The organism is Collinsella sp. AM38-1BH (assembly GCF_003467545.1).
Classification (GTDB): domain Bacteria; phylum Actinomycetota; class Coriobacteriia; order Coriobacteriales; family Coriobacteriaceae; genus Collinsella.
In genome coordinates, this window is record NZ_QSHC01000009.1 from 46,449 (window position 1) to 67,411 (window position 20,963).

The following is a 20,963-nucleotide window of genomic DNA, read 5'->3' on the forward strand; positions in this document are numbered from 1 at the left end:
GCCGGGGCACCCGGTGCGGGACGGACGAAAATGATCCGTTTTCCTCCGTCCCCTTCGGATCATTTTGCCCAGGGGAAGGCCGAAGCCGCGGCCATGTTCTTGCGCACGAGCTCGTCGCGCACCTGAGCCAGGCCCTGCTCCATGCCCACCACATAGGTCTGCGGGTACAGGAAGCGCTTGAAAGCTGCGTCCAGATGATCGAGCGCCCAAGCACAGCGCTCGCGCGCGTCCTGGATGCTCTCACGCGGAGCCACCGCACTGCCATCGCGCACGATCGGCACCAGCAGCTCGCGATACTCAAGTTCGGACACGTCGGTCACCAGGGCGGCATCATTCACGGCCACGAGGGTATTGCCGCGCGCGGCGCCCTCCCCCGCCAGATGGTCCTCGTCGTAGATCATGTCGCAGACTGGGCCGCCAAAGCCGTCGTAATAACGGCGCACGCGTTGCACACCCGGGATCGTGCGCTTATAGGGCTGCTCGGAGAGCTTGACCACCGGCGTCCATGGATCTGTCTCGCTCGCACGGCGGGCGGAAAGCTTGTACACGCCACCCAGCGCCGGCTGGTCATAGCAGGTCGCGAGCTTGGTACCCACGCCAAAGCTATCGATGGGCGCGCCCTGGTCCAGCAGCGACTGAATCGTGTACTCGTCAAGATCGTTGGAAACCGAGATCCCCACATAGGGCAGGCCCTCGGCATCAAAACGGCCGCGAACATACTTGGAGAGCTTGGCGAGGTCGCCGGAGTCGATGCGAATAGCCGACAGACGCTCGCCCACCGCCTCCATCTCCTTGGCAACCGTAATGGCATGCTCGCAGCCCTCGCGCACGTCATAGGTGTCGATGAGCAGCGTACAGTTCTTGGGGCTCGACTTGGCAAAGGCGCGGAAGGCCTCGAGCTCGGAATCGAAGCTCATCACCCAGCTGTGCGCATGCGTGCCAAAGACGGGAATACCATAGCGGCGGCCGGCGAGCACATTGGACGTAGAGGAGCAGCCGGCAACGTAGCTCGCGCGCGCAACGGCCAGGCCGCCATCGGGACCCTGGGCGCGGCGCAGGCCAAACTCCGCCACGGGGCGACCGTCGGCGGCGAGCACCACGCGCGCCGTCTTGGTGGCGACAAGCGTCTGGAACCCAACGATGTTGAGCAGCGCCGTCTCAAGCAGCTGGCATTCAAGCGCGGGGCCGGTGACGCGCACCATGGGTTCGCGCGGAAAGACGAGCTCGCCCTCGGGGACGGCGTCGATGTTTACATGCGCACGAAAATCGCGCAGGTAGTCGAGGAATCCAGGCTTGAACATCGCGCCGCCGGCCGGGGCCTGGAGCGAGGCGAGGTAGTCGATGTCCTCGGGCGTAAAGCGCAGATTCTCGACCAGCTCGGGCAGTTCGGCGGTGCCGCACATGACGGCATAGGCGCTGCCAAAAGGATGGTCGCGGTAAAACGCGGTAAAACAACCCTGCTCATTGGCCTTGCCGCTCTCCCACAGGCCCTGGGCCATAGTGAGCTCGTACAGATCGGTGAGCATTGCAATGTCGGTGGGATGCGAGATGTCGGTCAAAGCCATGGGGCGACCTTTCGGATGCGTTGTGCAGAGGTTGAGGGTTGGAAAAGGGCAGAGTGTTCGGGCATGGCACCCAGCGCGAATGGGCTAGAGCAGGCCCATGCTGGTCAGGATCGTGTAGCCCATAAAGATGACAAACGCGATGAGGGCAAGGACAATGATGATTTTTTGAGCCGGCGCCATGCCAGGGATCTCGTTCTCGCCCGTAGGCTCCTTGGAGGTAACCATGCGCTGGGCAAAGGTCATCTCGTCACGGCTCGGCTTGGGCTCGACGGACTTGGAACGAGCGACCTTTTTAGGCTGAGGTTTAGGTGCGGTGGGCGCGGGCTTCGCGGCGGCGGGCTTGGGCGCGGGGGCGACGTTCGCGGCGGCCTCCTCGGCCTTCGCACGCTCGGCACGCAGGGCGGCCAGCTCCTCACGCTCGCGGCGTGCCTCTTCCTGGGCCTCGCGACGAGCTTTCTCGGCGCGGAGCTCTTCCAACTCGGCGCGTTCCTCGGCAGACAGTGGTTGGGACTCAAGCTTGGCCATGGTACAGCCCTTTCTTTTAAAAAAAGCCGCCGACACAATGTCAGCGGCTTATCAAATCCAAGGGTGGAGACGAAGGGAGTCGAACCCTCGGCCTCTGCCATGCGACGGCAGCGCTCTCCCAACTGAGCTACGTCCCCAAGACAAGTTGATATTTTACCTACGGCTCGCCAACTGTCAACGCCCAATACCCAGTCTTTTTGGGACGCGGCTATTTTGACAACTTTTCGAGCAGGCGATCCTCTCGATGATTTTTTAATCCCCGTCCCAGAAAAATCATCGGCGAGCGCACTACTTTGCGCTGGTGAGGACGCCGGTGGTGTCGAACGCCGGGGTGAAGCTCTCGTCTACCGCTCCGCCTTCTTGCCAAAACATCGTCGTAAAGCCCAGGTCGTCGGCATGGTCGAGCACCTGCTCGTACTCCTCGCGCGTCACGGCGCGCGCCAGGTCGCCGCCTTGTTCGCGCATGAGGGCATTGGGCGTGTACTGGTTCATGACCGAGATCGGCACGTCGCCCATCGTCTGCCACACCAGGTCCAACACGCGGCACGAATCGTCCGCATGCCCCGGCAGCACCAGATGACGCACGATTATGCCGCGCTTCATGAGCCCGTCCCCGTCTACCAGCTCTCCCCCGCGGCGCTCAATTTCGCGCGCCATCTGGGCCAGACCCGACACAGCCACGCGCGGGTAGTCCTTAATATGAGAGAGTGACTGCGCAAGCGCCGCATTGGCATACTTAAAGTCGGTAAGCCACACGTCGACCAAATCGCCGAGCGCCGCCACGGCACTCGCACGCTCATAACCGCTCGTGTTGTAGACGATTGGAATGACCAGTCCGCGCTCCCGAGCTGCGGCAATCGCGGCCGGCAGCAGGTGAGCATAATGCGTCGCCGTCACCAGATTGATGTTATTGGCACCTTGGTCCTGCAGCTCCAGCATAATCTCGACCAGGCGCTCGGGCGAAATCTCAAGCCCAAAATTGCCCGTCGAGATCTCGTGGTTCTGGCAATAGATACATTTGAGCGAACAGCCGCTAAAGAAAATCGTACCCGAGCCGGCCTCGCCCGAAATGGGCGGCTCCTCCCACATATGGAGCGCCGCGCGGGCGACCTTAAGCGTGTTGTCGGCGCCGCACACGCCACGCGCGCCCTCGTCGCGCGCCGCACCGCAACGGCGCGGACACAAATGGCAGGCGGGCGAAAAAAGTTCGGTCAACGGCGTCGGCATAAAAACATGCTCCAAAACAACGATTCAGCAGCTCAAACGTAAAGGGACCAACCGCACAGACGGCTCGAGCCCAAGGCGCCGTAATCGTCCGACACGATTTTTGTAATGTCAAGACTGGAATCGATAAAGTGCCGCTTTATGATGTAGGTATTCCGCCCCCCGCGGAGCAACTGGGTGAACCGTCGCGTTTATTTAGGGAGCCCACACAGTCGTACCTAGTACAGGTATCCTTCGTTGTTAAGGACGCTGGAACAGTCGATGAGGGCACCCACCTGTTTTAGGTGGGTTCATTTTCGTAACGTGGGGGGTGGTTTTCTTTTGCCGAAAATCGCCATTACAGTCCATATGGATCCCCACCGGCATCCCAACAATCCATCGACAATACCCTAATATCTGGTAAGCGCGTGATTATCGCTGCGCGCAATTCCATGCACCCCCCTTGGTCGAGTATCATGATTCGGCTATGCCCTTTGCGCATGGCGTTCTTCTGACCTTTCCCTTCTACGCTTGGCGGTTTTTAGATTCATGGCTTCATCCCCGAGCTACATACCGTACCTATGCGTGGCAGCGGCGGCCTTTATCACGACCTTCCTCACGGTGCCTCTGGTCAAGCGCCTGGCAATTAAGCTCGACGCCGTCGACTATCCTTCCAAGCGCCGCATCAACACCAAGCCCATCCCGCGTTTGGGCGGAACGGCGGTGTTTTTGGGCCTGGTCGTTGCCTGCATTGTGCAAATCCTAGGCACCTGGTACCTGGGTTGGCCGCCCGTTTTGGTGCCCCACCCCCGTCTGCACATCAGCTACCCCATACTTGCGCTTTCTTTTACCGTCATCTTTGCGACCGGCGCTATCGACGACGTCTTCCAGCTCAAGCCCAAGCAAAAGCTAGCCGGACAGGTCCTCGCCGCGCTTATCGCCTGTATCGGCGGCCTGCGGATCGGCGTCATCGTCAACCCGTTTGCCCCCGGCGAGATCATGCTCGGATGGCTCGCCTACCCCATCACCGTGATCTATCTGGTGGCATTCACCAACATCATTAACCTCATCGACGGCCTCGACGGCTTGGCCACGGGCATCTGCGGCATCGCGTCGTTCACCATGTTTTCGATGGCCGTTCTCTCGGGCCGCATCGACGCCGCCGCGCTCTCCATTGCGCTCTTTGGCGCTTGCCTGGCCTTTTTGCGCTACAACTTCAACCCCGCAAGCATCTTCTTGGGCGACTCGGGGTCGTTGCTTCTGGGCTTTGCACTGGGCTCCATCTCGCTGCTCAACGTGAGCCGCACCGCCGCGCTCACCTCGCTTATCATCCCGCTCATCGTTGCCGGCGTGCCCATCATCGACACGTTTAGCGCCATCGTGCGCCGCAAGCGCGCCCACATTAGCATCGGGCAGGCCGACAAGGGCCACATCCACCACCGCCTGATCCAAGAGGGCTACAACCAAAAGCAGGCAGTGCTCCTCATCTATGCCTGGTGCATCATGCTTTCGGCCGGCGCCGCCGCGATTAACCAGGTCGAGGTGCCCATGCGCGTGCTCATCTTTACCGTGCTCGCCATTGGCTCGGCGGCCTTTGCCAAGCACCTGCACCTGTTTGAGCCCGTGCTGCGCCACCATTACAACAAGCGCACGCACGAGGACGAGCTCGTCACCCCCGACGATCCCGCCTTTAAGCAGGAGGAGCAGGCGGCAGAAGAACGCAGGGAGGAGCGCCACCACAGGCGCTAGGGTAAGCTGCCGAGGATGCGCCCAGGCGCCGCCGGCCAAACGCGCAGCCACGCCGCGCCCATCGCACATGCCGCCGCTCTCCCGCCCCTCGCGTACTTACGCCCCGACCCTCCAATAAACGCGTTATCATCTTGACCCATGAACATACGTTAGGAGCAATCATGCCAAACGAGAACAGCTACGAAGTCGCGCTGCAAAAGAGCAACGCCATTCGCGAGGGCCTGGCCAAAACGCCCGAGAAGTTCACCATGCTCACCGGCGACCGCCCCACCGGCCGTCTGCACCTGGGTCACTACTTCGGCACCCTCAAGGGCCGTGTTGAGCTGCAGAACATGGGCGCCAAGACCAACGTGCTCATCGCCGACTACCAAGTCATCACTGACCGCGATACGACCGAGCACATCCAGGACAACGTGTACAACATGGTCATGGACTACCTTGCCTGCGGCATCGACCCCGACAAGACCATGATCTACGCGCACTCCGCCGTACCCGCCGCAAACCAGCTCATGCTGCCGTTCCTGTCGCTGGTCTCCGAGGCCGAGCTGGCGCGCAACCCCACGGTCAAGGCCGAGATGGAGGCCTCGGGCCACGAGCTCACCGGCCTTCTGCTCACCTACCCGGTGCACCAGGCCTGCGACATCCTGTTCTGCAAGGGCAATGTGGTGCCCGTCGGTCGCGACCAGCTGCCGCACATCGAGCTCACCCGCACCATCGCCCGCCGCTTTAACAACCGTTACGGCAAGGTGTTCCCCGAGGTCGACGCGCTGCTGTCCGAGACCCCGCTGCTGCCCGGCCTGGACGGTCGCAAGATGAGCAAGAGCTACGGCAACGCCATCAATATTTCGATGACCGCCGAGGAGACGGCCAAACGCATCAAGAAGAGCCAGACCGACTCTGAGCGCATGATCACGTTCGATCCCGAGAACCGCCCCGGCGTGTCCGGCCTGCTTTCAACCGCCGCCATCTGCACTGGCCGTTCCGAGGTCGAGATTGCCGAGGAGATTGGCATGGGCGGCTCCGGCCAGCTCAAGAAGTACGTGACCGAGGCCGTCAACGAGTACTTCGCGCCGATCCGCGAGCGTCGTCAGCGCTATGAGAACGATCTGGACTATGTGAAGGACGTGCTGCACGAGGGCAACCGTCGCGCCAACGAGATTGCCGAGCAGACCCTGGCCGAGGTTCAGGACGCCATGGGCATGGTGTACTAGATCGATCTGCTGGCTAGAACTTTCGATTGCTATAGGGCGGGCGCTACGGCGTCCGCCTTTTTTGGTGCCCGACCGGTTCGGCTCTGCCCATTGCACTCCCCCGACAAACAGGAACAGGCCCGCTGGCAGTTAGTTGCCAGCGGGCCTGTTCCCGAAGTACACCGTTGAATCGCACAGAGGGGAGGAATGCGAATCAAACTCAACAGGGCAGGCTTTTTCATCGCCTATTGCCTGCTCCGTTGCTGAAACCAATATAGTTCACCGTGGTTTACTTTGCAGCATCAATATCCGCCGCCATAGCTTCTCCATAAGTTAGCCCAAGTAAACTAAACCACCACAAAGGGGGCAGGCACCTTTGTGGTGGTTTTGGCCACGGCAGAGCGCTAGAGCCCTGCTGGCCAGCGACAGGCGGGCAAGTCGACGTGCATGTCGTCCTTAAACGCCACACCCTCCCCTAGCAAAAGCTCACGTTGAGCATCGGGACCGCCAAAAGCGAAGCCCTCGCATATGTGCCCGTCGGCAAACACCACGCGGTGACAGGGAATCTCGCCGGGACGCGGATTACTATGCAGGGCATACCCCACGTACCGCGCACTTCGTGGACGACCGGCAAGCAGCGCCACCTGACCATACGTGGCGACCATCCCCTCGGGGATCTGCTCGACCACCTCGTACACCCGTTCAAAAAAGCCCTCAGACGCCATTGCTCGCTCCCTTCCACCCGGAAAAGCATAAACCACCACAAAGGTGCCTGTCCCCTTTGTGGTGGTTTATGGCAGATCGGTTAGTTGGCGGGCTGGAAGAAGGCTACGGCGACGGCGCCGGGGCCTACGTGGGTGCCGATGGTGGCGCCGATGGTGTGAACGGGCAACTCGCCTTCGGTGTGGCCAGCCCAAAGTGCCGCGCTGTCCTCGATATACTTCTTGAGCACCGCATCCGAAAGGCCCGTATAGCCGAGCGCCAGCGGCATGGAAAAGTCGATGCCGCCCGCTTTTTCGACCTTCTGATTGAGCAGATTGCGGCCGTTCTTGGAACCGCGCGCCTTACCCAGCTGCACGATCAGACCGTCCTCGACAGCCACCACGGGCTTTACGTTGAGCAGCGTGCCCACGGCGCCGGCCGCAGCAGACAGACGACCGCCGCGCACCAGGTACTCCAACGTCTCGAGCAGGCCGATAACCACCACACGGTCGCGCACGGCCTCGACGGCCGCCGCGATCTGAGCTGCACTACGACCCTCATCCACCAGGCGCAGGGCATACTCGACCATGACACGCTCGCCCAGAGTGACGTTATTGCTATCCACCACGTAAACGTCGCCGCCTGGCGCCTCGGCAAGTGCGGTACGGGCACTCTGATTGGTGCCTGATAGCTTAGCGCCCACGGTAATAATCACAGCCTCATCGCCGGCTTCACGAACCTTGGCAATCGCCTGCGAAAACGCGTACGGGTTGACCTGGCCGGTCTTGGGCAGCTCATCGCGCTCCACGAGCATCTCGTAAAAGCGCTGGTGATCGATGTCGATGCCATCCATGTACACATCGGTGCCAAAGGTGACGGACAGCGGCAAAACGGCCAGCGCTGGGTGCTCGACCGGCGACATATCGCTTGCGGAATCGGTAATAATGCGGACGGACATAGCGAATCCTTTCTTGCGCAGGTCCCGCGCAGGGAATTTTGACAGCAAGGCCCCGGCACGGTATACGCGCTCAAACAGGACTATGCAGTTGTTAATTGGAAGCAAAAGCCTTGGCGGCCCTACAGCTCGCGCAGGGTGTTGAGAATCGTGCGCAGCGACGCATACATCTGCTCGCGCTGCTCCACACCCATAGCCTTACCGGTGGTATCGAGCACCTCGCGAATGATGCGGTCCGCTTCGCTCATGCTCTCGCCGCCCAGAGCGGTCAGGCGCACCGGAGCACGATACTTAACGGCGGCATCGCCCGAATCGTCGACCTCGACGTAGCCGCCCTCCTCCAGATGAGCGAGCGTACGCGAGACGGCGGCGCGGGTCACGCCTGCCATGCGAGCCAGGTCAGCGCCAGTCAGGCCGTCCTTGCTGCGCTCAAGATAGTACAGGCACATAACGTCGGAGCCCTTGAGGCCCAGCCTTGCGCCCTCGGATGTCTTAATGCGCTGGATCTCCTTGTAGAGCCCGCTGATCAGTCCGACAAAGTCCTCGAAACGTGTCTCGTCGTTCTGCTGCATGGGAGACGACCGCCTTTCGCTTGCATAATGCTAACGGGTAAACATCTTAACCGTACTTATCGGCCGCCAGCCCTGCGCACCCTATTTGTTAACCCATCAACATAAAAACCACCACAAAGGGGACAGGCACCATTGTGGTGGTTTTGACCGTCGAGTTTGATCCGCAGACTTCGCTACAGCTCCACGCAGGGATTGTCGCGAGTCACAAGCGTCTTAACGACAACCGTCGCTCCCAGATAACGCTCGAGCAACTCAGCGAGGCGATCGATCGCGGCCTGGCAGTCCTTCATTCGCTCGGGCTCCACGCACTCAATCGCCAGGAACGCATCGGCCGAATCATCGGACAGAGCCGTTCGAACGCCGTCGCGCCAGTTCCAGCAGCGGCACACGGCGCCCGCATCATCGATATAGGCCAGCTCGCAGGGCAGCGTCGGATCGTCCGCCTCCTCGCCAAGCGGCAAGAACGCGTCGCCACCGTCGGTCACCTTCAGGCGAAGGTCTCCCTCGATCGCATGCAGATCCTCGCCTCCCACGGGCAGCGCGTAGGTCAGCGACACCGTGTTGTAAATATCCACCGCCGGCGTGATATGACCGACCGGCTTGCCCTTGAGCACGCGCTTAAGCAGGTTCTCGATCGAGCAGCGCGCGCCTTTCTTGGTCTTGAACAGACGATAGGCCTCGCGCCATGCCTTGACCGGTGCGTTCTCGCTGATAGTGTCGCTGGTCAGATGACGCTCCGCATCGATATTGGCGCGGTCGAGCAACGCCGCAATCGCATCCACGTCCTCTTGAGGAATCTGAGCCGTGGGCTTCATGCCCTCCACGATCACAACACCGACCGCTGCCTGCGGAAACAGCTCCCAGAATGAATCCTCGGTAATAAAGCTCTTCATACGCTCTCCCTTCATTGTGCGCGCCCGAGCGAGGGCGCCTAAACAAAAAGCGCCCTTACAACGGCCACCTTCAAAGTCCTACGGTGCCGTCACAAGAACGCTTGCGCTGTCCCCATCCGGAGAAGGGGACGATATGTCAGGCGTATTGTAACCCGAGTCATCCACGCGAGCAAAACCACCACAAAGATGCACTGGCCCCTTTATGGTGGTTTTGGGTCTGAGGCGACGCTAGTGGCGGAGTCCCAGCAAGCCGTGGCCGCGATGACGGGCCTCGGCGGACACCTGGGCGTGCGGGCCGGCGGCTTTGACGGACTCGGGCAGGTGCGAGTACTTCTTCTCGAAGTTCTCCTCGAACATCACCGCCAGGTTGTGCGCGGCCTCGTCGTAGCGCGCGGTGCTCTGCCAGTATTGGCGCGGCACCAGGATGCCATCGGGCACGCCGTGGCACGTCGTGGGAATGTCAACGTTAAAGATGTCGTCGTGCACGAACTCGCTGTCCTCGATGGTGCCGTCGAGGGCGCGCGCGACCAGCGAGCGCGTGTAGGCCAGCTCGATGCGATGACCCACGCCGTAGCCGCCGCCAATCCAGCCGGTGTTGACCAGGTACACGCGCGTGCGGCCGTCGGCAATGCGCTCGCCAAGCATCTTGGCGTAAACCATGGGGTCGAGCGGCATAAACGGCTCGCCGAACAGCGAAGAGAACGTGGGCGTGGGCTCGGTGACGCCGACCTCGGTGCCGGGAATCTTAGCCGTAAAGCCCGTCACAAAGTGGTACATAGCGGCATCGGCCGTCAGGCGTGAGATGGGCGGCAGCACGCCAAAAGCGTCGCAAGTCAGGAACAGCACGACACTCGGAGTGGTGCCCATGCCCTTAGTCCACGCGTTAGGAATGTGCTCCACGGGATAGGCCACGCGCGTGTTGTGCGTGATCGAGATGTCGTCGTAGTTGGGCTTGCGGTTCTCGTCGAGCACCACGTTTTCGCAAATGGCGCCAAAACGGACGGCGTTGAAGATCTCGGGCTCGTGGAAGGCGTCCAGGCCCTCGCATTTTGCGTAGCAGCCACCCTCAATGTTGAAGATACCCATGTCGGACCAACCGTGCTCGTCGTCGCCGATCAGCAGGCGCGTGGGATTGGCCGAAAGCGTGGTCTTGCCGGTGCCGGACAGGCCAAAGAACACGGCGGTCTCGTGCGTGACGGGATCCATGCTGGCCGAGCAGTGCATGGGCAGCACGTCGTCCTCGACGGGCAGCAGGTAATTCATAACGCTGAAGATGGACTTTTTGATCTCGCCGGAGTAGCCGGTACCCGCGACCAAAATCACGCGCTCCTGGAAGTTGATGACCACGGCGGCGCTGGAGTTGAGGCCCTTGATGGCAGGGTCGCATTGGTAGCCCGGCGCGGCGAGCACGCAGAAGTCCGGCTCGCCGGTGCGCGCGATTTCGCGGGCGAGCGGGCGGGCGAGCATCTGCTTAATGAAGAGCGCCTGGCTGGCACGCTCGCAGGCGACGAGCAGGCGGCGCGTATGGTTGCGGTCGGCGCCGGCCATGCCGCGGGTGACGAACACATCGCGCTCGTTGAGATAGTCGACGATGCCGGCTTTGATGACCTCGTAGCTTTCGACGGACAGCGGGCGGTTGACGGCGCCCCAGGCAATCTTGTCGTGGACATCGGGGGTGTCAACGATAAAGCGGTCGTTGGGCGAACGTCCGGTACGCTCCCCCGTCTCGATCACCAGCGCGCCGTTGGATGCCATGCGGCCTTCGTTGCGGCGGATGGCATGCTCGACGAGCTCGGCTGCCGGCAGGTCAACCAGCAGGCGGGGCTGGTTCTCAGCGGGGTCTTCGACCAGCGTAATGCCAAAATTGGACAGAACTTCTGCAGGGGTAACACCAGGCATGGGGCCTCCTTTAAAAACGCGGCACGTGGACGCGGCGCGCACTTTACTCACGTAAAGCCCGTTGTACCCGATATGCAAAAACGTTTTTGCGGCAAGGGCGGCAAGCCCGCCCAACGGTCAAAAATCGCAGGCAAGCGGCCCAGTCATTGGGAACGTTCTTAAACGACTAGTCATTGGGGACACTCTTGAACAGGCAACATTCAAGGAGCGTCCCCGGATGCCGGCACTTAGGGACGTTCCCAAAGTGCCGGCACATAAGGAACGTCCCTAAGTGCCGACTACTGAATGGCGCCGCCGAAATTATTGAACAACCTGTTCAAAAACACGAATGGATACCACCGCGACTATACTAGAGCGCAGCAATAGAAAGGACCCCGCTTTGAGCATCACGCCCCTCGATAGCATTCGCCGCGCCATCGCCCGCCGCAACGGCATCTCCAACCCCGCTGCATTGAAAGACGGCGCCGCGAAGGCCCAGGGCGGCCGCATCGAGAACGGCCTCTTCCCTGCCTCCCACACGGCCGAAGAGCTCGCACGCATCCAGGAGCTGAGTCAGCGCAACGCCGGCGGACCCGATAGCAGCCAAGCCACACGTCGCCGGCGCGAACGCGATCAGGAGCCCGGCCCCGTCCGCCGCATGGTCAACGCTTGGTGGAACCGCCTGCTCGGCGCCATCTACGGCGGCGGCTTCTCCATGCAGGAAGCGGAATACGAGGAGCACGCCACCCGCCGCGACTATCTCTGGAATACCCTGGGCACCGCCGTGTGGGGCATGGCGTTTCCTCTGCTCACCATCGTGTCCACACAGCTCGTGGGCGCCGAAGAAGCAGGCAAATTCTCCATCGCCTTCGTCACCGGCACGCTCATCATGATCGCGTGCAACTACGGCGTGCGCAATTTCCAGGTCTCAGACATCGACGAAAAGACGTCCTTTGCCTCCTACCAGCTCAACCGCTGGCTTTGCGGAGCGCTCGCCCTAGGCTGCGGCCTCATGTACAGCAGCGCCCGCGGCTATGACGCGCATATGGCGACGATCGGCCTGGGCGTCTACCTCTACAAGGTGATCGACGGCGTCGCCGACGTGTACGAAGGCCGCCTGCAGCAGGCCGACAAGCTCTACTTGGCTGGCATGAGTCAAACGCTACGCTCCGTCGGCGTCATCGCGGTCTTCAGCGTGGCGCTGTTCCTCACGCGTAGCATGCCCATCGCGGCCATGGCCATGGGCATCGCCGCGATCGCCTCGCTCGTGCTGGTCACCGCGCCGCTCGCCCTGCTCGAGACCGAAAAATCGCGCCGCGTAAGCCTGCGCGAGGTCGGCCACCTGTTTGTCCAGTGCGCCCCACTCTTTGGCGCGCTATTCCTGTTCAACCTAATTGAGAGCATGCCCAAGTTTGTGATGGAAGGCAAGCTGGCATACAAATATCAGCTGTACTTTAATGCCCTGTTCTTTCCGGCGCAGGCTATTCTGTTGAGCATTGGATTTATCTATAAACCGCAGCTCCTGCGCTTGTCGAGCATTTGGGCTAATCCTCGCAAGCGTCGTCGCTTTGACCTGATTATTGTTGCCGTTATGGCGCTGATCGTGGCCATCACCGGCGTGTGCGCCGCATTTATGGCAGGTCCCGGTATTCCCCTCATGAGCTTTATGTACGGCCTCAGCTTTGAGCGCTACCGTACGCTGGCGTTGCTGATGGTCGTCGCCGGCGGCGTCACCGCGGCCATCGACTTTATCTACGCCATCATCACGGTGCTACGCCACGCTGGAGACGTCACCAAGATCTACCTGATCTGCTTCGCCGTAAGCGTGGTGCTGCCGGTGATCTTGATTAAGCTGCTGGGTCTGATGGGCGCTGTGGTGAGCTACCTAGCCATCATGGCCCTACTCCTGGTGCTACTGATAATCGAGTACGCCCACATCCGCCAGCGCATAGAACGCGACCGCAACCCATACGGCGCCTAATTAGCTGCCCGGTCACCGGAATTTGCGATGGAATCACCCCGTCTGGGGTCTCGTTGCGGACAATATTCATCACGCAAAACTAAGTGAGTAGACTTTTACCGAATCTCCGACCACACCAACAGAGCACAAGTCTGTGACCTGCGGTTTTATTGAGGCAAATATGTTGGGTGCTCGGCATTTCCAAAAAAGTCTACTCACTTAGCCAGCGGGCAGCCAAATGATTATTTAATCCCCGTCCCAGAGAAATCAATTAGCGGGCAGAAGGGCAAAAGTAGTCAAAAAAGCCCCGTCCCAAATTAGCTACCCCTTGCACCGATTATTCGCCCGGGTTGATGTTCGCGTAGAACTCCGCCCCGTCGTCCAGGCGCAGGATGCCCACGCGACCGAACTCGGAGCCGGTGGCGGCAGCGCAGTCGATGTCGATGCGATCGGGCACACCGGCGGCATCCTCGCCGCCCAGGCGCACGATCTGCCCGCGGCCCGACTCCTCATCGAGCCCCGCAAGACCACCGACCTCGCAATAACGCCCGAGCGACACCGTTGGCGTGTGACCGCTCACCACGACCGGACCCTTGCCCTCGGCAGAAAGCAGCCCGGTCGGCACATCCCAATAGCCGTGACGAATCCACAGCAGGTCATCGGACGACTGCACTGCGAGCATCTGCTGCAGCAGCTCGCGATCAGCACCCACCGCTCCGACGCCATCGGCACAATCGACACCATGCTCAAGCAAAAACGCACGCGCCGCCTCGGTCTGAATGCCGGCGTGCACCAGCAGGTACGGCCGCTCGGCAGTCTCGACCACCGCGTAGAGCGGCAGCGCGGCCATCCATCGCACGAGCTCCTCGTATGCATCAAATTCCATGTCGTTGAGCTGCTCGCGCGTCGTCCAGCCACCGTTGATATCCCAGGTCTCGGCATCGAGCGGATCCTGGCCAATGATGGCATCGAGCATGATCTGCTCGTGATTGCCCTTGAGCACGCGGGCGTTGGGCAGCGAGCGCACGAGCTTAATAACACCGACCGGATCGGGCCCGCGATCGATCATGTCGCCCAGCACGTACAGTGTGTCGTCGGACGTCAACGAGATCTTAGACAGGGCCTCGTCAAGCGCACGCACGTGCCCGTGAGCGTCAGATGTCACATAGATCGCCATGGTACGCCTCTCCTTGCATTGCGGCCGAAGCCCGGTGCCGCAACTAAAACTTCAAGTTGAACTTAAACGTTACCCATTGTACTCCGTTGCAATAAAGCTGGAAAGGGTTTCCGAGCAGAGGCAAAGACGGCAGCCGTCTATGACGATATCGCGCACGCCCGCAATCCAACCCCATAAACCCACCATCTTTGGGTACAAATAACCGCAGACAACTGACCGTGCCACGCCAACCACCCAGGAGCGGACACCATCTATGAACCAGATCCTTCTCTTTATCGGCCTCGTCATCATTTTGTGCCTGACCATCAAACCCGTCGGCAAAAAACTCCCCTTCCCCACCCTGCTCATCTTTATCGCGCTCGGCATGCTGTTGGGCGTCAACGGCCCGGCGCATATCGACTTTAGCGACTACGCGCTCACCGAAACCGTCTGCAGCACGGCGCTGCTGTTCATCATGTTCTACGGCGGCTTTAACACCAACATCGACCGCGCCAAGCCCGTCGCCGTGCCCGCGGTGCTGCTGAGCACGCTCGGCGTCGTCATCACCGCAGGCATCACCGGCGTGTTCGCCCACTTCGTGCTGGGCTTCGACTGGATCGGCGGCCTGCTGCTGGGATCAGTCGTGGCATCCACCGACGCGGCCAGCGTCTTTAGCGTTCTGCGCGAGCACAGCCTGTCGCTGAAGGGCGGCACCGACTCGCTGCTCGAGGTCGAATCGGGCTCCAACGACCCCGTCGCCTACATGCTCACCGCCGTGCTCGCCACACTCGCGGCCGGCGGCGACATCAACATTCCCGCACTGCTGGCCAAGCAGATTATCCTGGGCGCGGGCCTGGGCCTTGCCATCGGCTGGGCGGCGGGCCGTCTGATTGAACGCGCACACGCAACGGCCGAGGGCGCGCAGACCATCTTCTTGTTCGCCGTGGCGATCGTCGCCTACGCGCTACCAAGCTATCTGGGCGGCAACGGCTTTTTGGCCGTATACCTGGCCGGCATTGTGCTGGGTGCGAGCGACATCACCGGCAAGGTCGAGATGGCGCACTTCTTTGACACCCTCACCGAGATGGCCGAGATGACGATCTTCTTCTTGCTCGGCCTGCTCGTCACGCCCGCACGCCTGCCGCAGATGCTGCTGCCGGGCCTGGCGCTCATGGCGTTTATGCTCTACGTGAGCCGTCCCATCGCCGTCGGCGTGCTCCTGGCGCCCTTTAAGACGAACCCCCGCCAGGTCGCGCTCGTAAGCTGGGCGGGCCTGCGCGGAGCAGCTTCGGTCGTGTTTAGCCTCTTTGCCGTGGTGGCCGGCGTTCCCGGCGGACACGACCTATTTGACCTGGTGTTTGTGATTGCCGTGTCGAGCATTGTGGTGCAGGGCTCGCTGCTGCCAGCGGTGGCGAAGAAGCTCGATATGATCGATGCGACCGGCGACGTGCGCCGCACCTTTAACGACTATCGCGACGAAGACGGCATGTCATTTGTAAAGCTCAAGGTGGGTGCTGGCCATCCGTTTGCCGAGCGCTCGCTCGCCGATATTGGCAGCGCGACGGACATGCTCGTGGTCCTGGTGCTGCGCGACGGGGCGCACCCGGTGCTGCCCAACGGCGATACCGTGATCCAGGAAGGCGATCTGCTGGTGATGGCCGCCCCAACGTTCGAAGAGCGTGCCGAGGTTACGCTGCGCGAGGTCACCGTAACCCCCCACGGTCGCCTGGCCGGCCAGCGTCTTCGCGATGTGCCGCAGGGCAAGCACCCCTTTATCGTGGTGATGCTCAAGCGCGACGGCCAAACGATCATCCCCGACGGCAACACCCTAATATACGCCGGCGACGAAGCCGTCATCGCCACGCTCGCGTCGTAGCGGGCAGGAGGTAGCTAATTTGCGACGAAGAGATCAAACGCCTAGAAAGCCTCATGCCTTCGCTCGCAGATTTGGATTTGACTGAGGAGTAAAGCACCCCTCCCCCATGTAACCATCCTGTAAATCATAGCGGCGCACTCGGGTTTTGCTGTGATGCGGTCGCGCCTAGCGCTCCACTGTGCTAAAGTATCCCGAACGTTCAAACGACTACGAGGGAGACTAGAAGATGGCACGTGTGCACAACTTCTCAGCTGGCCCGGCCGCGCTGCCTACAAGCGTGCTCGCCGAGATCGCCGACGAGATGATGGACTACCGCGGTTGCGGCATGTCCGTGCTCGAGATGAGCCATCGATCTAGCATGTACCAGCAGATTATCGACGACGCCGAGGCAACCCTGCGCCGTCTGCTGAGCATCCCGGACAACTACCGTGTCCTGTTTTTACAGGGCGGTGCCACGCTGCAGTTTGCGGGCATCCCCATGAACCTCATGCACCGCGGCCGCGCCGGCTACATCGTGACCGGCAACTTTGCCAACAAGGCATACAAAGAAGCCGCCAAGTACGGTGAGGCCGTGTTGCTCGCGAGCTCCGAGGACACCAACTTCGACCGCATCCCCGACATGGCCGACATCAATGCGCGCATTGCCGCCGAGGCCGCAGGCGACGGGCTCGACTACGTCTACATCTGCCAGAACAACACCATCTTTGGCACCATGTACCACGAGCTGCCCAGTTGTGGCGATGTGCCGCTGGTCGCCGATGTCTCGAGCTGCTTCCTGTCGCAGCCGCTCGACGTTGAGCGCTACGGGCTCATTTACGCCGGAGCGCAGAAAAACGCCGGCGCCGCGGGCGTGACCGTGGCCATCGTGCGCGACGACCTCATCGCAGATGGCCCCGCCTTTGCGCAGACGCCGCAGTACCTGGACCTTAAGACCCAGGCCGCCAAGGGTTCCATGCTCAACACGCCCAACACCTTTGGCATCTACGTGTGCGGCAAGGTGTTCCGTTGGGTTGAGCAGACCGGCGGACTTGCCGCCATGGCCGAGCGCAACTGGGCCAAGGCCAACCTGCTCTACGACCTGCTCGAGCACAGCGTGCTGTTCCATGACACCACACAGGCCGACAGCCGCTCCATCGCCAACGTCACCTTCCGCACCGGCGACGCCGAACTCGACGCGGCCTTTGTCGCAGGCGCGGCAGAGCACCAGATTCAAAACGTCAAGGGCCATCGCCTGGTGGGCGGCATGCGCGCTAGCGTCTACAACGCCGTAACCATGGAAGATGTGCAGGCACTGGCCTCGTACATGAAGGACTTCGAAGCGCAGCTTAGTTTGAGCCCGCGATCTAACTAGCCCGCAACGCGCGGGCCGATCAGCCATCTCAGACCACCCTGTATAGATCAAAACCTGCTAAGGAGTTTTCCATGCGCAAGATTAAAACCATCGATGACATTACCAAGGACGGCAAGGTCGAGTTTGGTGAGGGCTACGAGTTTGTGAGCACCGCCGAAGAGGCCGACGCCATTCTGATGCGCTCGACCGACCTGCACGGCTACGAGCTGCCCGAGGGCATCCGCGCCATCGCCCGCTGCGGCGCCGGCGTCAACAACATCCCCGTCGAGGAGTACGCCAAGAAGGGCGTCGTCGTCTTTAACTCCCCCGGCGCCAACAGCAACGCCGTTAAGGAGCTCGTCCTAGGCATGCTGGTGCTCTCGAGCCGCGGCGTGGTGCAATCAATGAACTGGGTGCGTGACAACGCCGACGACCCCGAGATTCAGGTCGATGCCGAAAAGGCCAAGAAGGCCTTTGTGGGCCGCGAGCTCAAGGGCAAGCGCATCGGTGTCATCGGCCTGGGCAACGTGGGCTCCAAGGTCGCCAACGCCTGCGTCGATCTGGGCATGGACGTTTACGGCTACGACCCGTTCATTTCCGTCGAGCACGCGTGGGTGCTGAGCCGCGAGGTGCAGCGCGTGGGCACGCTCGAGGATCTCTGCCGCGGCTGCGACTACCTCACCGTGCACGTGCCCAGCAAGGCCGACACCATCGGCATGATCAGCACCGAACAGATTAACCTGCTGGCACCGGACGCCGTGCTCATCAACTACGCGCGCGAAACCATCATTGACGAGGACGCCGTCGACGCCGCCCTGCGCGAGGGCAAGCTCAGCTGGTTTAGCTGCGACTTCGCCACGCCCAAGACGGTCAAGATGCCCAATACGTTTATCACCACGCACTCGGGCGCCGGCACCGGCGAGGCCGAGGCCAACTGCGCCGACATGGCCATCAGCGAGCTCAAGGATTACCTGGAGAACGGCAACATCGCACACAGCGTCAACTACCCCGCCTGCAGCATGGGCAAGGCGCGCGCTGCAAGCCGCATTGCCTGCCTGCATGCCAACGTGCCCAACATGATCGGCCAGATCACGGCCATCCTGGCCAAGGACAACGCCAACGTGCAGCGTATGACCAACGAGTCCGCCGGCGAGAACGCCTACACCATGTTCGACACCGACGAACACCTAGACAGCAGCACCATCGAGGCGCTCAAGCAGATTCCGTCGATGTATCGCGTGCGCGTGATCAAGTAGCGCCGACTGACCTGACGGGCAGTTCCCCATGTGGCCTGCCCGTCGCTGACATTGAATGCCCGCGGGGGCGCCTTTCGCACGAGAGGCGCCCCCATTTTTGTGAGCGCTCCATTAAATGCACTGAGCCGCTTCTTGGCATACAATCTGTATGTTGACCTAACTATCTGTGAGGTGCCTATGGTTGATACAGATTTTGCTTGGCGGCTTACGCAAGGGCTCGTGCGGATCGACAGTTCAGACCCGGGTGCGTATGAGGACGAGATTGAGCGCTATATCAAAGCGTTGGTTGAGGAACGGTTGGCGCAGCTGAGCTATCCGGTACTCGATGCCGTGCAGATTGCAGAGCACGAAGTACTCCCCGGACGCCGCAATCTAATGGTCACCGTGCCGGGCCAAAGCGACGAGCCACGGCTCGTCTACATCTGCCATTTGGATACCGTCACCTTGGGCGATGGCTGGGACGCGGACATTCCGCCGCTCGGAGCGATCGTGCGCAACGATAAACTCTACGGCCGTGGTGCCTGCGATATGAAGGGTGGCCTGGCCTGCGCCATTGCCGCACTGGTCCATACGCTCGAGCGCGTGGCGGCAGAAGGCGAGCTGCCCCACCGCGGCTTTTCACTCATCTGCTCGGTCGACGAGGAAGACTTTATGCGTGGTTCAGAGGCAGCTATCGATGCCGGCTGGGTCGGCTCGCGTGAATGGGTGCTGGACACCGAGCCCACCGACGGACAGATCCAGGTAGCGCACAAGGGGCGTACGTGGTTCGAAATTGAAATGACTGGCGTGACGGCGCATGCGAGCCAGCCCTGGAAGGGCGCGGATGCCGTCGCCGCCATAGCCGAGGTCGTGTGTTCGCTCCGTCGCGCGTTTATGGCGCTGCCCGCGCACGATGAGCTGGGGCCTTCGACCATCACGTTTGGCCAAATCGAGGGCGGATATCGCCCCTATGTCGTGCCCGACCGCGCCAAAGTCTGGGTCGACATGCGTCTGACCCCGCCGACCGATACGGCCGCCGCGACGCGCATGGTAGAGCAGGCCATCGCCGTCGCCGAAGCCGCCGTTCCCGGTTGCCATGGCAGCTACACCGTGACGGGCGACCGCCCCGCCATCGAGCGCGACCCGAACTCTCCCCTTCTAGCAGCGCTCATGCGTGCCGCCGATGACGTGACGGACGTGGACACGACCGTCGGCTTCTTTACCGGCTACACCGACACCGCCGTCATTGCCGGCAAGACAGGTAACCGCAATTGCATGAGCTACGGTCCCGGGTCGCTCGCGCTCGCGCACAAGCCCAACGAATATGTGCCCCACGCCGATATCGTTCGTTGTCAGCAGGTGCTAATCGCGCTCGCCGATAACGTGCTCTGGGACGCGAGCGGCCAAGTTGGGGCATAATAAGCCGCGAACAAACCGACTCGTGCGTTAGGACCGCCCATGAAAGCACTTCCGTTTCCCTGCATCCGCCCGGCTCAGGACCGCGTGCTCGAGGCGCTGCCTGCAATGGGCAGCATCCTGAGCGGCAACGATGCTCTGCGCGGAGCCATTGCCGATGGTCTGATGCTCAAGGACCCGGGTGCGGCGTATTACGTGTACGAATGCTCGGGCGAGCCGGGACGTGTGACGGGTGTCGTGGCGATCTGCCCGACGAGTGTACTTGCGGGCGGCAAGGGCGATGCCAGCGCCGACGTGGCCGCCGCTGCGCACGCGATCGCCGAACTCAAAGTTCAGCCGCGCCCCGTGTCGCTCGCCTACGAGGCGTCGCCCGTCATGGACATCATCCTGGGCGCTGCCAAAGAGGGCGCCTCGCTCTACGCCGTCACCGACCCCGCGGGCATTACGCACCGCGTGTGGGAGGTCAAGCGCGAGGACGCCGTCGGCGCCATCCGTGCCATGCTCGACCAGGCGCCGGAGCCGGCACTGGCCGACGACCCTGCCTACGCTGCCGCACTAGTCGAGGCATCACAGCTCCTGGCCGACGATGCCCATGCTGCCGGCACCTACACGGGCAAAGAGCCGTTCAACTTTGCTGTAGCCGCACTGTTCCCCGCCGCGCAGATCGCCGGCGCCGCGCCGCAGGTTCCGACGGGTCTGCTCACGCACCAAGTCGCGCGGTTCTAGCAAGACCAGACCACGCAGCACAAAAATCGGCA

General features: G+C 61.7%; 17 protein-coding genes and 1 tRNA gene. 8 read left to right on the top strand and 10 right to left on the bottom strand.

Annotated elements, in window-relative coordinates; translation table 11 throughout:
- Positions 1 to 59 precede the first annotated feature (59 nt).
- The 4 genes from DW870_RS05270 to DW870_RS05285 form a co-directional block, all read right to left on the bottom strand.
- Entirely contained in the window at positions 60 to 1,565 is a 1,506-nt protein-coding gene (locus DW870_RS05270) for a nicotinate phosphoribosyltransferase (protein ID WP_117770207.1), read from the bottom strand.
- An 84-nt stretch (positions 1,566 to 1,649) separates the two neighbouring features.
- Positions 1,650 to 2,090 carry a hypothetical protein gene (locus DW870_RS05275; RefSeq protein WP_117635034.1) on the bottom strand — a complete coding sequence of 147 codons (441 nt, stop codon included), beginning with the start codon at positions 2,088 to 2,090 and terminating at the stop codon, positions 1,650 to 1,652.
- A 64-nt stretch (positions 2,091 to 2,154) separates the two neighbouring features.
- Positions 2,155 to 2,227: transfer RNA gene (locus tag DW870_RS05280), tRNA-Ala, on the bottom strand.
- 151 nt (positions 2,228 to 2,378) lie between these two features.
- The gene (locus DW870_RS05285) at positions 2,379 to 3,317 is read right to left on the bottom strand and encodes a radical SAM protein (RefSeq protein WP_117770206.1); all 939 of its coding nucleotides are present in this window, start codon (positions 3,315 to 3,317) and stop codon (positions 2,379 to 2,381) included.
- 525 nt (positions 3,318 to 3,842) lie between these two features.
- Between DW870_RS05285 and DW870_RS05290 the strand changes: the two genes are divergently transcribed.
- Both DW870_RS05290 and trpS read left to right on the top strand, forming a co-directional pair.
- Positions 3,843 to 5,042, top strand: coding sequence for an MraY family glycosyltransferase (locus DW870_RS05290; protein ID WP_117646362.1), 1,200 nt, complete (start codon positions 3,843 to 3,845; stop codon positions 5,040 to 5,042).
- 161 nt (positions 5,043 to 5,203) lie between these two features.
- A complete protein-coding gene (gene trpS / locus DW870_RS05295; RefSeq protein WP_089572045.1) occupies positions 5,204 to 6,253 on the top strand; it encodes a tryptophan--tRNA ligase in 1,050 nt (349 codons plus the stop codon).
- Positions 6,254 to 6,636: 383 nt separating this feature from the next.
- Here the strand turns inward: trpS and DW870_RS05300 are convergent, their stop codons facing one another.
- The 5 genes from DW870_RS05300 to pckA all read right to left on the bottom strand — a co-directional run bounded on the left by DW870_RS05300 (position 6,637) and on the right by pckA (position 11,253).
- A complete protein-coding gene (locus tag DW870_RS05300) occupies positions 6,637 to 6,957 on the bottom strand; it encodes an MGMT family protein (RefSeq protein ID WP_117770205.1) in 321 nt (106 codons plus the stop codon).
- An 80-nt stretch (positions 6,958 to 7,037) separates the two neighbouring features.
- On the bottom strand, positions 7,038 to 7,892 hold the full coding sequence (locus DW870_RS05305) for a DegV family protein (protein WP_117848665.1): 855 nt from the start codon (positions 7,890 to 7,892) through the stop codon (positions 7,038 to 7,040).
- 119 nt (positions 7,893 to 8,011) lie between these two features.
- Positions 8,012 to 8,461 (bottom strand): MarR family winged helix-turn-helix transcriptional regulator, encoded by a 450-nt coding sequence (locus DW870_RS05310; protein ID WP_035137250.1) that lies wholly within the window; start codon positions 8,459 to 8,461, stop codon positions 8,012 to 8,014.
- Between the two features lie 173 nt (positions 8,462 to 8,634).
- A complete protein-coding gene (locus tag DW870_RS05315) occupies positions 8,635 to 9,354 on the bottom strand; it encodes a B3/4 domain-containing protein (RefSeq protein WP_117848663.1) in 720 nt (239 codons plus the stop codon).
- A gap of 228 nt (positions 9,355 to 9,582) precedes the next feature.
- Positions 9,583 to 11,253 carry a phosphoenolpyruvate carboxykinase (ATP) gene (gene pckA / locus DW870_RS05320; protein ID WP_199412423.1) on the bottom strand — a complete coding sequence of 557 codons (1,671 nt, stop codon included), beginning with the start codon at positions 11,251 to 11,253 and terminating at the stop codon, positions 9,583 to 9,585.
- Between the two features lie 379 nt (positions 11,254 to 11,632).
- On the opposite strand from pckA, the gene DW870_RS05325 reads away from it, so the two are divergent.
- Complete coding sequence (locus tag DW870_RS05325) at positions 11,633 to 13,213, top strand: lipopolysaccharide biosynthesis protein (RefSeq protein WP_334199549.1); 1,581 nt, start codon at positions 11,633 to 11,635, stop codon at positions 13,211 to 13,213.
- 316 nt (positions 13,214 to 13,529) lie between these two features.
- Here DW870_RS05325 and DW870_RS05330 read toward each other — a convergent pair whose 3' ends face one another.
- Positions 13,530 to 14,369 carry a metallophosphoesterase family protein gene (locus tag DW870_RS05330; protein ID WP_117770201.1) on the bottom strand — a complete coding sequence of 280 codons (840 nt, stop codon included), beginning with the start codon at positions 14,367 to 14,369 and terminating at the stop codon, positions 13,530 to 13,532.
- Positions 14,370 to 14,622: 253 nt separating this feature from the next.
- Between DW870_RS05330 and DW870_RS05335 the strand changes: the two genes are divergently transcribed.
- The 5 genes from DW870_RS05335 to DW870_RS05355 all read left to right on the top strand — a co-directional run bounded on the left by DW870_RS05335 (position 14,623) and on the right by DW870_RS05355 (position 20,931).
- Positions 14,623 to 16,224 carry a potassium/proton antiporter gene (locus tag DW870_RS05335; protein ID WP_117770200.1) on the top strand — a complete coding sequence of 534 codons (1,602 nt, stop codon included), beginning with the start codon at positions 14,623 to 14,625 and terminating at the stop codon, positions 16,222 to 16,224.
- 226 nt (positions 16,225 to 16,450) lie between these two features.
- Positions 16,451 to 17,575 (top strand): 3-phosphoserine/phosphohydroxythreonine transaminase, encoded by a 1,125-nt coding sequence (gene serC, locus DW870_RS05340; RefSeq protein ID WP_117877092.1) that lies wholly within the window; start codon positions 16,451 to 16,453, stop codon positions 17,573 to 17,575.
- 71 nt (positions 17,576 to 17,646) lie between these two features.
- The gene (locus tag DW870_RS05345; RefSeq protein ID WP_006235446.1) at positions 17,647 to 18,810 is read left to right on the top strand and encodes a phosphoglycerate dehydrogenase; all 1,164 of its coding nucleotides are present in this window, start codon (positions 17,647 to 17,649) and stop codon (positions 18,808 to 18,810) included.
- Positions 18,811 to 18,987: 177 nt separating this feature from the next.
- Positions 18,988 to 20,208 carry a M20 family metallopeptidase gene (locus DW870_RS05350; RefSeq protein WP_117770198.1) on the top strand — a complete coding sequence of 407 codons (1,221 nt, stop codon included), beginning with the start codon at positions 18,988 to 18,990 and terminating at the stop codon, positions 20,206 to 20,208.
- Between the two features lie 39 nt (positions 20,209 to 20,247).
- Entirely contained in the window at positions 20,248 to 20,931 is a 684-nt protein-coding gene (locus DW870_RS05355; protein WP_117770197.1) for a DUF1015 family protein, read from the top strand.
- Positions 20,932 to 20,963: the final 32 nt, after the last annotated feature.